This is a genomic window from Phycicoccus sp. CSK15P-2 (assembly GCF_016888005.1).
In the GTDB taxonomy this organism is placed as follows: domain Bacteria; phylum Actinomycetota; class Actinomycetes; order Actinomycetales; family Dermatophilaceae; genus Phycicoccus.
This window is the reverse complement of record NZ_JAFDVE010000009.1, coordinates 1-12874: the sequence shown is the minus strand read 5'-3', so window position 1 is coordinate 12874 and position 12874 is coordinate 1. Positions and strand designations below refer to the sequence as shown.

Annotated in this window: 15 protein-coding genes; 7 read left to right on the top strand and 8 right to left on the bottom strand. The window is 71.6% G+C overall.

What is annotated here, in order from left to right; genetic code table 11:
• Positions 1-32 precede the first annotated feature (32 nt).
• From JQN72_RS18850 to JQN72_RS04920, 5 genes are all read left to right on the top strand, one after another.
• On the top strand, positions 33-722 hold the full coding sequence (locus JQN72_RS18850) for a helix-turn-helix transcriptional regulator (RefSeq protein ID WP_204134060.1): 690 nt from the start codon (positions 33-35) through the stop codon (positions 720-722).
• Positions 723-740: 18 nt separating this feature from the next.
• Entirely contained in the window at positions 741-1424 is a 684-nt protein-coding gene (locus JQN72_RS04935; RefSeq protein WP_204134059.1) for a helix-turn-helix transcriptional regulator, read from the top strand.
• A 13-nt stretch (positions 1425-1437) separates the two neighbouring features.
• A complete protein-coding gene (locus JQN72_RS04930) occupies positions 1438-2115 on the top strand; it encodes a helix-turn-helix transcriptional regulator (RefSeq protein WP_204134058.1) in 678 nt (225 codons plus the stop codon).
• 13 nt (positions 2116-2128) lie between these two features.
• The gene (locus tag JQN72_RS18845) at positions 2129-2812 is read left to right on the top strand and encodes a helix-turn-helix transcriptional regulator (protein ID WP_204134057.1); all 684 of its coding nucleotides are present in this window, start codon (positions 2129-2131) and stop codon (positions 2810-2812) included.
• A gap of 220 nt (positions 2813-3032) precedes the next feature.
• Complete coding sequence (locus JQN72_RS04920) at positions 3033-3719, top strand: helix-turn-helix transcriptional regulator (RefSeq protein WP_204134056.1); 687 nt, start codon at positions 3033-3035, stop codon at positions 3717-3719.
• Between the two features lie 10 nt (positions 3720-3729).
• On the opposite strand, the gene era is transcribed toward JQN72_RS04920, so the two are convergent.
• From era to hrcA, 8 genes are all read right to left on the bottom strand, one after another.
• Positions 3730-4671 carry a GTPase Era gene (era, locus tag JQN72_RS04915; protein ID WP_204134055.1) on the bottom strand — a complete coding sequence of 314 codons (942 nt, stop codon included), beginning with the start codon at positions 4669-4671 and terminating at the stop codon, positions 3730-3732.
• Entirely contained in the window at positions 4668-5957 is a 1290-nt protein-coding gene (locus tag JQN72_RS04910) for a hemolysin family protein (protein WP_204134054.1), read from the bottom strand. The genes era and JQN72_RS04910 overlap by 4 nt, the downstream gene beginning before the upstream one ends.
• A gap of 7 nt (positions 5958-5964) precedes the next feature.
• Positions 5965-6432: an rRNA maturation RNase YbeY gene (gene ybeY, locus JQN72_RS04905; RefSeq protein ID WP_204134053.1), complete on the bottom strand. Its 468-nt coding sequence runs from the start codon at positions 6430-6432 to the stop codon at positions 5965-5967.
• Entirely contained in the window at positions 6429-7520 is a 1092-nt protein-coding gene (locus tag JQN72_RS04900) for a PhoH family protein (protein WP_204134052.1), read from the bottom strand. Before JQN72_RS04900 ends, ybeY begins: the two co-directional genes overlap by 4 nt.
• A gap of 54 nt (positions 7521-7574) precedes the next feature.
• Positions 7575-7925: an HIT domain-containing protein gene (locus tag JQN72_RS04895; protein WP_204134051.1), complete on the bottom strand. Its 351-nt coding sequence runs from the start codon at positions 7923-7925 to the stop codon at positions 7575-7577.
• Between the two features lie 79 nt (positions 7926-8004).
• The gene (locus JQN72_RS04890) at positions 8005-8748 is read right to left on the bottom strand and encodes a 16S rRNA (uracil(1498)-N(3))-methyltransferase (RefSeq protein ID WP_204134050.1); all 744 of its coding nucleotides are present in this window, start codon (positions 8746-8748) and stop codon (positions 8005-8007) included.
• 5 nt (positions 8749-8753) lie between these two features.
• Positions 8754-9878: a molecular chaperone DnaJ gene (gene dnaJ, locus JQN72_RS04885; RefSeq protein WP_204134049.1), complete on the bottom strand. Its 1125-nt coding sequence runs from the start codon at positions 9876-9878 to the stop codon at positions 8754-8756.
• A 53-nt stretch (positions 9879-9931) separates the two neighbouring features.
• Positions 9932-10963: a heat-inducible transcriptional repressor HrcA gene (gene hrcA, locus JQN72_RS04880; protein WP_204134048.1), complete on the bottom strand. Its 1032-nt coding sequence runs from the start codon at positions 10961-10963 to the stop codon at positions 9932-9934.
• Positions 10964-11134: 171 nt separating this feature from the next.
• On the opposite strand from hrcA, the gene JQN72_RS04875 reads away from it, so the two are divergent.
• Together JQN72_RS04875 and JQN72_RS18250 are read left to right on the top strand one after the other, a co-directional pair.
• Positions 11135-12007 (top strand): DUF3097 domain-containing protein, encoded by an 873-nt coding sequence (locus tag JQN72_RS04875; protein WP_204134047.1) that lies wholly within the window; start codon positions 11135-11137, stop codon positions 12005-12007.
• Positions 12008-12174: 167 nt separating this feature from the next.
• Positions 12175-12828 carry a DUF4870 domain-containing protein gene (locus tag JQN72_RS18250; protein ID WP_239100143.1) on the top strand — a complete coding sequence of 218 codons (654 nt, stop codon included), beginning with the start codon at positions 12175-12177 and terminating at the stop codon, positions 12826-12828.
• Positions 12829-12874 lie beyond the last annotated feature (46 nt).

Below are 12874 nucleotides of genomic sequence, written 5' to 3'. Positions count from 1 at the left end.
GGTGGGCAGGGCTCAGGAATGGAGGAGGACAGGTGCGGACCCCCTCGGAGCCGACGTCCGCTCGAGCGTTCTTCGACCACGTTCACGCCCTCATGCTCGCCGACGACCCCCGCCTCACCCTGCTCGGACCACTCACGTCCGCGGACGAGCACCTTGACCGCCGGTACGCGCAGACCCGCCACAGCTTGTGGAACCAGCAGGTCACGGTCAGCGTGCGCTCCACGACGAACGGATCGCGGAGCTTTGACAGGCACCACCCCGGTGGTCTCCCAGAGGAGCGAGGTCTGGTTGATGCTCGTGGCCTGGCGGATAACCCCCTCTTTCCGAGTCTCCACCCCCAGGATCGGATTCACTTCGTGAGCGACCCGATGCTCATCACCGACGAAACACATGTCTTGCTGGCAGGTCCCTTGGGCACCAGGTACGCCGACACCATCTGGGAGTCGGTGCACACCGATATCGTCGGACCTGCGTGCCACATATTTCTCGCCGCGTGGACGGTCGGCCGCCCGATCACCGACGTCGTCGACCGCCCACTGCTAGAACCTCGCCCCCTCCAGGTCGCCCTCCACCTCGCCGGCGGCGCCACCGACCGCGAGATCGCCACCGCGCTGGGAACCAGCCACCGCACCGTCTCCACCGAGGTCCGCCACATCATCGACTGGCTCGGCGCACGCAACCGCGCCCACGCCGTCGCCATGCTCGTCGGCACCGAGCACTGAGCAGGCGACCCCCCTGCCATGAACACCCCCACCGCCCGACACGACGACTTCTTCCACCACGTCGCCCGGCTCATGCTCGCCGACGAGCCCCGCCTCACCCTGCTCGGCCAGCTGCCCGATGCTCCAGCCCACATTGCCAACCGAGTGGGCACGACTCGGTCCAGTCTGTGGAATATGCAGCTCACGTTACCTCTCCTGGCGATGCGCGACGGGATCCACACGGCCGCCGAACTAGGCCTGGGCTCCGTCAGGGACGTTCGCGAGATGGTCACCGAAACCAGTCTGAGGACGAATCCGCTCTACGCCAGCGTCGAGCCACTGTCCCGGGTCGCAGATGTCTCAGCACCCCTCCTCGTCGTCGACCAGACGCACGCTTTCCTCGCTGGACCTGATGGGACCCGTCACGAAGCGACCATCTGGGAGACCACCGATCCCGGGCTCGTCGCCCACGCCTGCCAGGTCTTCCTCACCACCTGGGAAGGGAGCCGACCCATCACCGAAGTCACCGACCGGCCACTGCTACCCCCGCGACGTCTCCAGGTCGCCCTCCACCTCGCCGACGGCGCCACCGACCGCGACATCGCCCACTCCCTCCGCATCAGCCAACGCACCGTCTCCACCGAGATCCGCGCCGTCATCGACTGGCTCGGCGCCCGCAACCGCGCCCACGCCGTCGCCATGCTCGTCGGCGCCGACCAGTGAGGAGATACCGGCGGTGACCGACCCCCTCCAGACCGGCTTCTTTGATCACGTCGCCCAGCTCATGCTCGCCAACGACCCCCGCGTAACACTCTTGGGCCCCTTGGCTGACGCCTCCCGACACCTCACGCGCGGCCTCGGTGGAGCTCGGGTGCACACCTGGAACATGCAAGTGTCGGTGAACATTCCGGCATTGCGAGAAGGCCTTCGACGCGAACAGGCACTCACCCACCTGGGATCTCTCGACATGTGCGAGATCACTACACGGACCACGCTGCGCATCAACCCCCTCTACGCGAGTGCCGAACCGAAGTCCCGCGTCGCAGATGTCGCAGCGCCCCTCCTCATCGTCGACCAATCGCAGGCGTTCCTCGCCGGACCCGACGGGACGCGCCATGAGGCGACAATCTGGGAGACCACCGACCCCGGCCTGGTCGCACGCGCCTGCGAGACCTTCCTCGCCACCTGGGTCAACAGCCGCCCCATCATCGAGATCGTCGACCGTCCACTGCTGGAGTCCCGCCGCCTCCAGGTCGCCCTGCACCTCGCCGAGGGGGGCACCGACCGCGAGATCGCCACCGCGCTGGGAACCAGCCAACGCACCGTCTCCACCGAGATCCGCCACATCATCGACTGGCTCGGCGCACGCAACCGCGCCCACGCCGTCGCCATGCTCGTCGGCGCCGACCAATGAGGAGACGCCACCGGTGACCGACCCCGTCGCAACCCAGACCGTATTCTTCGCGCTACTCGCCGAGCTGATGCTGACGGATAACCCGCGCGTACGGCTCCTCGGCCATCAGACCCAGGCCGCGCACTTCGTGAGGGCTCGGGCCCACCGGACAAGCGACAGCGTCTGGAACCAGCAGCTGTCGGCGACGGTCCGCGATGTTCGCGAGGGAATGACGACGTACACCCAGGCACACCAGGTCCCTCTGCCCCGCGATCGCGACCTCGTCACGGAGGGTTTGATCGCCTCGAACCCTCTGTCCGCGTCCGTATGTCCACAGGCGCGGGTCGGCGCGATCGTCGCACCGATGCTCATCACCGACTCGGTGCATGCCTTCGTCTCGGGACCTGACGGCACGCAGCTCGCGGGAACCGTGTGGGAGACGACCGACGAGGACCTGCTCCGGCGTGGCGTCGAGGTGTTCGAGGCGGCGTGGGCGGTTGCACGACCCGTCTCTCAGATGGTCGACCGGGCCCTGCTCTCCGGACGCAGGCTCGAGACGGCCATGCTGCTCGCGGAGGGACGTTCGGACCAGGAGATCGCGGAAGCACTGGACGTCAGCCCGAGGACGGTCTCGACCGAGGTCCGCGCCGTCACCGACTGGCTCGGTGACCGAGACAGGGCACACGCGGTCTCGACCCTCAACCACGGCGCGCGATGACCCCTCGACGGCACGCCGACGACTCCCGGCGCACGAACCCTCCCACGACATGAGCGGCCGCCCTCGTACACTCTCGGCGGGGCGACCGGGGCAGGTGGCCGCGGACAGCGAGGGAGGCTTCTGTGGGGACGACCGGTGCCGAGCCGTGCGTCGACGAGAGGGCGAGTGCTCACCGGGTCCACGAGGACCACGGAGGAGTCGGGCCCACCTCGCTCGTGCGATGACCAGCACACCCGACGACGGGCCTCGGCAGTTCTTCCACTGGGTCGAGGGCCTCGTTCACGCCGGAGACCCTCGGCTGACCTCCTTGGGCGCGGCCGGCGGCGCCATTCGTGCGGGAGTGGACGACCTCGCCCGCTCCGTCCGCAGGTCCCTCTGGCACATGACGGCGCTGCCCTCCTGGGGAGAGGTCGGCGCTGCACGGCCCTTGGCCGAGGTCGCGGACTCGCCGCGGGTCGAGTACCGGTACGTCACGACGCCCCGGGCCACCGGCCGACTCCCGATGCTCACGAGCCATCACCGCGGAGTCCGGCTGGCTCCGGTCGTCGCTCCCCTGCTCATCGTCGACGCCTCGCTCGTTTTCGTCGGCGTCCCGCGGGGCAACCCGCTCACGGGTGGCGTCTGGAGCAGCACCATCCCGCACGTCGTCGCGGCAGCGGTCCGGTGCTTCGAGCACGTGTGGCAGGGTTCCGAGCCGGCGGTGCCGCCCGGGGAGGACCCACCGTTCACGCGGCGCATGGTCGACATCGCGTTCCTCCTCACGGACGGTGCCAGCGACCGGCAGATCGCTCGGCAGCTGCACGTGTCGGAACGAACGGTCTCAGCGGACGTCTCGGAGGTCATCCGCCGCCTGGGGGCCCGCAACCGCTCGCACGCGATCGCCCTGATCGGCAGCGGAACCTACTGATCGCCCGCTGTCAGAACCCCAGCCGCTGGAGCTGCTTCGGGTCTCGCTGCCAGTCCTTGGCGACCTTGACGTGCAGGTCGAGGTGCACTCGCTGGCCGAGCAGCGCCTCGATGCCCCGCCGCGCCGTGGTCCCGACCTCCCGCAGACGTGAGCCACCACGTCCGATGACGATGGCCTTCTGGCTGTCGCGCTCGACGAACACGTTGACGCGCACGTCGAGGAGCGGGTCGTCCTCTGGCCGGTCCTCGCGCGGAACCATCTCCACGACGACCACCGCGAGACTGTGCGGCAGCTCGTCACGCACCCCCTCGAGGGCGGCCTCACGGACGAGCTCGGCGACCATGACGGCCTCGGGCTCGTCGGTGAGCTGCCCGTCGGGGTACAACGGACCCGGTGACGGGGGGAGGTGCTCGGACAGCACCCGGGCCACGACGTCGACCTGGTCGTCCCCGGTGGCCGAGCACGGGACGATCGCAGCCCACTCCCCCAGCTGGTCGACGGCGATGAGGTGCTCGGCCAGGCGCTGCTTGTCGACCCGGTCGGACTTCGTCGCGATGGCCACGACCGGTGTGCGCCTGCCCCGCTGCAGCTCGGCGAGCTCTGCCGCGATGAACTGGTCACCGGGACCGACCCGCTGGTCGGCCGGCAGGCAGAACCCGATGACGTCGACCTCGAGCAGCGTCTCGCGGACGAGGTCGTTGAGCCGCTCCCCGAGCAGTGTTCGGGGCCGGTGCAGACCCGGCGTGTCGACGAGGACGAGCTGGCTGCGCTCGGTCGTCACGATGCCGCGGATGGTGTGCCTCGTGGTCTGCGGCTTGCTCGAGGTGATCGCGACCTTCTGCCCGACGAGCGCGTTCGTCAACGTCGACTTGCCCGCGTTCGGGCGGCCCACGAAGCAGGCGAAGCCGGCGACGTACCCACCGTCCTCGGGCGCGGCTGTGACCTCACTCATCCGACCCGCTCCTCCAGCTCGTCCTCGGCCGCGACGGGAGCGACCCGCTCGACGACGACGGTCGCGACCCGGTGCCGCCGCCCGGACATCCGCTCGGCGGTCAGTCGCAGACCGGCGACCTCGCACGTCGACCCGAGGATCGGCACCATGCCGGTGGTCTTGCCGATCAGCCCTCCCACGGTGTCGACCTCGTCCTCGTCGAGATCGACCTCGAAGAGCTCGGCCAGATGGTCGACGTGCATCGTCGCCGACACGCGGGTCCGGCCGTCGGGGAGCTGCTCGGTCTCGGGACCTTCCCGGTCGTACTCGTCGGTGATCTCCCCGACGATCTCCTCGAGGATGTCCTCGATCGTCACGATGCCGGCCGTCCCGCCGTACTCGTCGACGACGACGGCGAGGTGGGTCTGCTCGAGCTGCATCTCGCGCAGCAGCGCGTCGACGGGCTTGCTGTCCGGGACGAACCGGCCCGGACGCATGACCTCGGTGACCGGCAGCGTCTCGGCGTCCGGGTCGGCGTTGAGCCGGCGGATGACGTCCTTGAGGTAGAGCAGCCCCACGACGTCGTCGACGTTCTCACCGACGACGGGGATGCGTGAGAACCCCGAGCGCAGGAAGAGCTTCATCGCCTGGCGGCAGACACGGTCGGCGTCGATCGCCACCATGTCGGTGCGCGGAACCATGACCTCGCGCGTGTACGTGTCGCCGAGCTCGAAGACGGAGTGGATCATCGCGCGCTCGTCGGCCTCGATCAGCCGGTTCTCGCGGGCGACGTCGACCAGGCCCCGCAGCTCCGACTCGCTCTCGAACGGGCCGTCCCGGTAGCCCTTCCCGGGGGTGACGGCGTTGGTCAGGGCGATGAGCAGCCGGGCGAAGGGGCCGAGGAGCCGGCGCAGCCAGATCACGACGGGCGCAGCGACCAGCGCGACACCGGTGCTGTGCTGACGGCCGAGAGTCCCCGGAGAGACGCCCACGATCGCGAACGACACCAGCGCCATAACCCCGATCGCGACGAGGAACGGCTGCCACGTGCCCTCCACCGCGTCGACCGCGGCGAGCGTGACCATCACGGCGGCGGTGGACTCGGCGATGACGCGGAGGAAGGACAGCACCGACAGGTAGGCGGCGGTGTCGGCCACGACCCGGACCAGCGCGGCCGCCCCGGGTCGCTCCTCGTCGACGAGCTCGTCGGCGCGCACCCGGGACATGCGCGCGATGGCGGACTCGGCCATCGAGATGAGGAAGGCGAACACGGTGGCCAGCACCGCGGCGAGGACGATCCGGGTCATGGCGGGGTCAGGCCCCCGGACGGCCGCGGGTCGCGAGGAAGGTGAGGAGCAGCTGGCGCTGCAGCTCGAACATCTCCTTCTCCTCGTCCGGCTCGGCGTGGTCGAACCCGAGGAGGTGGAGGATGCCGTGCGTCGTGAGGAGGAGCAGCTCCTCCTCGGTGGCGTGGCCCGCCTCGCGCGCCTGCTTCGCGGCGACGCTCGGGCAGAGCACGAGGTCACCGAGGACGCCTTCCTCGGGGGGCAGGCCGTCCCGCCCCGGACGCAGCTCGTCCATCGGGAAGCTCATGACGTCGGTGGGGCCGGGGAGGTCCATCCACTGCACGTGGAGAGTCTCCATGGCCGGCTCGTCGACGAGCCGGATGCACAGCTCGGCCTGGGGATGGACCTTCATCCGGTCCAGGACGTACCTGGCGCACGCGACGAGCTCGAGCTCGTCGAGCACGTGGTCGGTCTCGTTGAGGACGTCGATGCTCACGGCGCCGGCCGCTCCTGCTCGCCGCGGCGGGTGCGGGGGCGACGTCCCTCGTGCGTGTCCCGCGGGGTGCGGCGCTGCTGACCGGCGTCCCACCGACCGTAGGCGTCGACGATCTCGCCGACGAGCCGGTGCCGCACGACGTCGACGGCCGTCAGCTCGCTGAAGTGGACGTCGTCGAGGTCGTGGAGGATGTCGCGCACGACCCGCAGGCCGCTCTGGTTGCCGCCCGGCAGGTCGACCTGGGTCACATCGCCGGTGACGACCATCTTCGAGCCGAACCCGAGCCGGGTGAGGAACATCTTCATCTGCTCGGGCGTGGTGTTCTGCGCCTCGTCGAGGATGACGAACGCACCGTTCAGAGTCCTACCCCGCATGAACGCCAACGGCGCGACCTCGATCGTGCCGGCCGCGAGGAGCCGCGGGATGGAGTCGGGGTCGACCATGTCGTGCAGCGCGTCGTACAGCGGGCGGAGGTACGGGTCGATCTTGTCGTTGAGCGTGCCCGGCAGGAACCCGAGCCGCTCCCCCGCCTCGACCGCCGGCCGGGTGAGGATGATCCGGTTCACCTGCTTGGCCTGGAGCGCTGCGACGGCCTTCGCCATGGCGAGGTAGGTCTTGCCGGTGCCGGCCGGGCCGATGCCGAAGATCACGGTGTGCTCGTCGATGGCCTCGACGTACCGCTTCTGCCCGAGCGTCTTGGGGCGGATCGTGCGGCCCCGGTTGCTGACGATGTTCATCGTCAGCACGTCGGCCGGCCGCTCGACGGTCTGCGCGCGGAGCATCTGGATCGACCGCTCGACAGCGTCCCGGTTCAGTGGCTGGCCGCCCTCGAGGACCGCGAGCAGCTCGTCGACCAGACGCTCGACGAGGGCGACCTCGGAGCTCGGGCCGGCGATGTGGAACTCGTTGCCCCGGACGTGGATCTGCACCTGCGGGAACTGGCGCTCCATCGTCCGCAGGAGCTCGTCGCGCGGGCCGAGCAGGGTGACCATCTGGACCTCGGGAGGGATGGTGACCGTGTGCTGGGGCACGTGGGGCTGGGTGGAGCCGGAGGGCACGACGGGATCGTCGGAGTGCGGGTCAGTCATCGTGGCCCCAGTCTACGGGCCCGCACCGACGACAGGCACACGAGAAACCGCCGCTCAGCCGGGGGGCCACGTCATGTCGCGGCCACCCAGGACGTGCAGGTGGGCGTGGAACACGGTCTGGTGCGCCCGGGCGCCGGTGTTGGCGACGAGGCGGTACCCGTCGTCGAGCCCCTCCTGGGCCGCCACGGCGGCGGCGAGGACGACGGCGTCGGTGAGCTCGTCGGGGTGGTCGGCGAGCTCACCGACGGTCGCGACGTGACGCCGTGGGATGACGAGGCAGTGCGTCGGCGCCTGGGGCTCGATGTCCCGGAAGGCGAGCGAGTGCTCGCTCTCGGCGACGACGTCGGCGGGGACGTCACCGCCGACGATCCGGCAGAAGAGGCAGTCCGGGCTCGTCTCGCTCATGCCCCGACCCTAGGGGCAGCGCTCTCGGACGTCGACGGCGAGCCGGACCACGACGGTCTCGCCGCCCGCGATGCGGCGGTCAACGCCAGCGAGCAGCCGCGCTGAGCACGGCGAGCGCCGCGGGGCCGGCGCTCGACGAGCGCAGCACGGTGGGGCCGAGGCGCACCGGACGGGCCCCGGCGGCCTCGAGCGCCTCGAGCTCCTCGGGGGCGACCCCACCCTCGGGGCCCACGACGACGAGCACCTCCCCCGCCTCCGGCAGCGTCGCCCCAGCGAGCGGCAGGGTCGCGTCCTCGTGCAGGACCAGCGCGAGGTCCGCCGTGCCGACGCGCGCGACGAGAGCCTCCGTCGTGGCCGTCGCGCCCAGCACCGGCCGACGCGTCCGGCGGGACTGTTTCGTCGCCGCGACGATCACCGCGTCCCACTTGCGTCGTGAGCGCTCGCCCCGCTCGCCCCGCCACCGTACGACGCTGCGCGCCGCCTGCCACGGGACGACCTCGTCCACACCGCACTCGGTGGCCGCTTCGACCGCCTGGTCGTCCCGGTCGCCCTTGGCCAGGGCCTGGACGAGCACGAAGCGTGGGCTGGGCTCGGGCTCGTCACGGACCGCGTCGACCCGGACGGCGAAGGTGTCGCGGTCGACCTCGGCGACCTCCCCCTCGGCCGAGCACCCCGCCCCGTCGGCGAGCACGACCCGCTCCCCCGCCCGCGTGCGTCGGACGGCCACGGCGTGCCGCGCCTCGGGGCCGTCGACCCGGACGACGTCGCCGGCCTCGCAGCCGTCCAGCAGACCCCCGGCGACGAGGTAGACCGGCAGCGTCACCGGGCTCAGCGCACCTTGAACGCGTCGCGGAGCTTGCCGAAGAGCGACCCTTCCGCGGGGTTGGTGGCCTTGCCCTCCGGTCGCTCCTCACCACGGAGCGTGGCGAGGCGGCGCAGGAGCTCCTCCTGCTCGGCGTCCACCCGGGTCGGGGTCTGCACCATCCAGTGCACGACGACGTCGCCGCGTCCGCCGCCGCGCAGGTGGGTGACCCCGAGGCCGCGCAGCGTGCTCGTCTCACCGGACTGGGTGCCGCGGCGCAGGTCGAGCTCCTGGCCGCCGTCGAAGGTGTCCATGGCGAGCGACGCGCCGAGGGCCGCGGCGGTCATCGGCACCTCGATCGTCGCGTGGAGGTCGTCACCCTGCCGCTGGAAGACCGGGTGGCGGCGCACCGCGACCTCGACGTAGAGGTCCCCCGCCGGCCCGTTGCCCGGGCCGACCTCACCACGTCCCGCGAGCTGGATGCGCGTGCCGGTGTCGACACCCGCCGGGACCTTGATCGTCATCGTGCTCCGGGTACGGACCCGGCCGTCGCCGCTGCACTCGTAGCAGGGGTCGGTGATGATCTCGCCGAAGCCCTGGCACGTCATGCACGGACGGGTCGTCATGACCTGCCCGAGGAAGCTGCGCTGCACCTGCCGGATCTCGCCGCGACCCTCGCAGACGTCGCACGTCCGGGTCGAGGTGCCGGGCTGCTTGCCGTCGCCGTGACACGTGCTGCACCCGACCGCGGTGTCGACGCTCAGCTCCTTCTCCGCCCCGAACACGGCGTCGGCGAGGTCGAGGTCGAGGCGGACGAGGGCGTCCTGACCACGGGCCTGCCGCGAGCGTGGCCCCGTCGCCCCCGCGGCCGTGCCACCGAAGAAGGCGTCCATGATGTCGCTGAACGAGAAGCCCTGGCCGAAACCGCCGGCCGCGCCCGCGTAGGGGTCGGACCCCATGTCGTACGCCTGCTTCTTCTGCGGGTCGGACAGGACGTCGTAGGCCTGCGAGACCTTCTTGAACTCGTCCTCGGCCTCGGCGCCCGGGTTGACGTCCGGGTGCAGGCGGCGTGCCGCACGGCGGTAGGCGCGCTTGATGTCCTCGGGGCTCGCGTCGCGGGCGACGCCGAGGTCGGCGTAGTAGTCGTTCACGGGTGGGTGGTCCTCCGTGGCAGGTGGTCGGTGGGTGGCGGGGCTCGCTCGCGTCAGTCCGCGAGGATCCGGGAGACGTAGGTGGCGACGGCGCGCACGGCGGCCATGGCCCCGGGGTAGTCCATCCGGGTGGGGCCGACGACGCCGAGGGCGGCGACGAGGTCGCTCCCGGCGCCGTAGCCGGTCGAGACCATGGAGGTGCTCTGCAGGCCCGCGTAGGGGTTCTCGCCCCCGATGCGGACCGCGACGGCATTGCCCTGTTCGGCGACGGTGCCGAGCAGCTTGAGGAGGACGACATGCTCCTCGAGGGCCTCGAGGACCGTCCCGATGCTCGTCGAGAAGTCCCGGTCGGAGCGGACGAGGTTGGCCGTGCCGGCGAGGACGACACGCTCCTCACGCTCCTCGGCCAGCGAGTCCTCGAGAGCCGCGACGACCGCGCGCACGACTTCGCCGTGGGCGGGGTCGAGGCGCTCGGGCACGACGGCGAGCTCGGCGGAGGCGTCGGCGAGGGTGCGCCCGCTCGTGGCGGCGTTGAGCTCGGTCCGCAGCAGGGACAGCGTGGCCTCGCCCTCGGTGGTGAGCAGGTCGGTGCCGACGTCGATGACCCGCTGCTCGACGCGTCCGGTGGTCGTGATGAGGACGACGAGCAGCCGCGGGCCACCGATCGGGACGAGCTCGACGTGCCGCACCGAGGAGCGGGACAGCGACGGGTACTGCACGACGGCGACCTGACGCGTCAGCGACGCGAGGAGGCGGACGGTGCGGTCGACGACGTCGTCGAGGTCGACGGCGCCCTCGAGGAAGTGCCCGATGGCGCGCTGCTCGGCGACCGTCATCGGCTTGATCTGCGAGAGACGGTTGACGAAGAGGCGGTACCCGGCATCGGTGGGGATGCGCCCAGCGCTCGTGTGCGGCGCCGCGATGAGGCCCTCCTCCTCGAGCGCGGCCATGTCGTTGCGCACGGTCGCGGCGGAGACCCCCAGCCGGTGGCGCTCGAGCAGGGCCTTGGACCCGACGGGCTCGGAGGTCTCGACGTAGTCCTGGACGATGGCTCGCAGGACCCGGAGCCGGCGGTCGTCGTTCACGGTCGTCCTCCTCCGGGCGTCGTCGGGGCTTGCTGCGCGCGGGCGGAGCACGTGCTGGCACTCTCGCCGCCGGAGTGCCAATCCTACGCGCCGCGCCCGGACGATGCGAAAGCCGGAACCGCCGCGCGGCGGTCCACGCCGCTCCCGGCTGGGCGGGCTAGCCTCGCGGCCGTGGTGGACAGGTACGGGACGGACGTGCTCTCGGGCGACTGGCGCGCCCCTCGTCGGGGGCGCGCGGTCGAGCTGCCCGCCGAGCCCGGCACCGTCGTCGAGGACGCGGAGACCGGGTGGGTCGGGGCGGTCGTCCGGGTCGAGAAGGCCGGGGGCATCCACGTCGTCCACCTCGAGGACCGCCGCGGACGGACGAAGGGTTTCCGGCTCGGGCCGGGTTTCCTCGTCGACGGTGCGCCGGTCACGTTGGTCCCGCCCACGGCGGCCCAGGCGACCCGGCTCTCCGCCGCGCGTGCCGGCTCGTCCCGGACGGCCAGCGGTTCCGTCGCGGTCCGGGGGGCGCGGGCCCGGGTCGCCCGCGGCTCCCGGATCTACGTCGAGGGCCGCCACGACGCAGAGCTCGTCGAGAAGGTGTGGGGCGACGACCTGCGCGTCGAGGGCGTCGTCGTCGAGATGCTCGACGGCGTCGACGACCTCGCCGCCGTCATCCGCGAGGTGCGGCCCGACGCCGAGCACCGGATGGGGGTGCTCGTCGACCACCTCGTCCCGGGGAGCAAGGAGTCCCGCGTCGTCGACGAGGCCCGCCGGGTCCGGCCCCACGCGGACCACGTCCTCGTCGTCGGCCACCCGTACGTGGACGTGTGGCAGTCGGTGAAGCCCCAGCGGCTCGGGATGGACGCCTGGCCGGTCGTCCCCCGCGGCACGTCGTGGAAGCACGGCATCTGCGCCCATCTGGGATGGCCGCACGAGACCCAGGCCGACCTCGCCCGGGCCTGGAAACGGATCCTCGCGGCCGTCGACTCCTGGACCGACCTCGAGCCCGAGCTCCTCGGCCGCGTCGAGGAGCTCATCGACTTCGTCACCGCGCCGTAGCCGCACCGGGCCGACGAGGTCCGTGGACCCAGGTCGGTGCCGCCCGGCGCATCCCGATGGGGGTCGGCCCTGACCGGACCCCGATGCAAACCCCGACTCGCCCCGGAGGTCCGTGCGTCAGGGCGATGTCGGGGTGTGAGATAGGGGCAGACCGCAAGGAGGAGAGCATGAGCGAGAAGAAGCCCCGAGACGACGCGTCGAGCACCGAGCCCACCGAGGTCGTCGCACCGCCCCCGGCCCCGCAGGACGGGGACACCGTCGCGCCCGAGACCACCCCGGACCCCGAGACCACCCCGGACCCCGAGCCAGAGCCGGCCCACGAGCCGAGCCCACCGCCGCCCGCCGCCGACGTCCCACCGCCACCGCCCCCGGCCGGCCCGCCGCCGCCCGGGGCGTCGGCCACCCCTCCCCCTCCGCCCCCGCCTGGCGCTCACGGTCAGGCCCCGGGGTACGCCCCGGCCGGCCAGACCCCCATGACGGTGCAGGAGGAGAAGACCTGGGGCCTCGCGGCCCACGGCATCACCCTCGCCGTCATGGTCGTCACGAGCGGGACGCTCGGGTTCGTCGCCGCACTCGTCATGTACCTGCTGTACCGGGACCGGGGCCCCTTCGTGCGGTCCCACACGGCGAACGCGCTGAACATCCAGATCACGACGATCATCGGCATCGTGGTCTCGATTGTCCTCATGTTCGTGCTCATCGGGTTCGTGACGATCTTCCTCGTCGCCGTGTACAGCCTCGTCATGCCCGTCATCGGCATGGTCAAGGCGAACAACGGCGAGTGGTGGGACCCGCCGATGACGCCGAAGTTCGTCCGCTGACGCAGGCATCACACCGCTGACCCGTCGTGGGGGGGGGGGGGGGGGG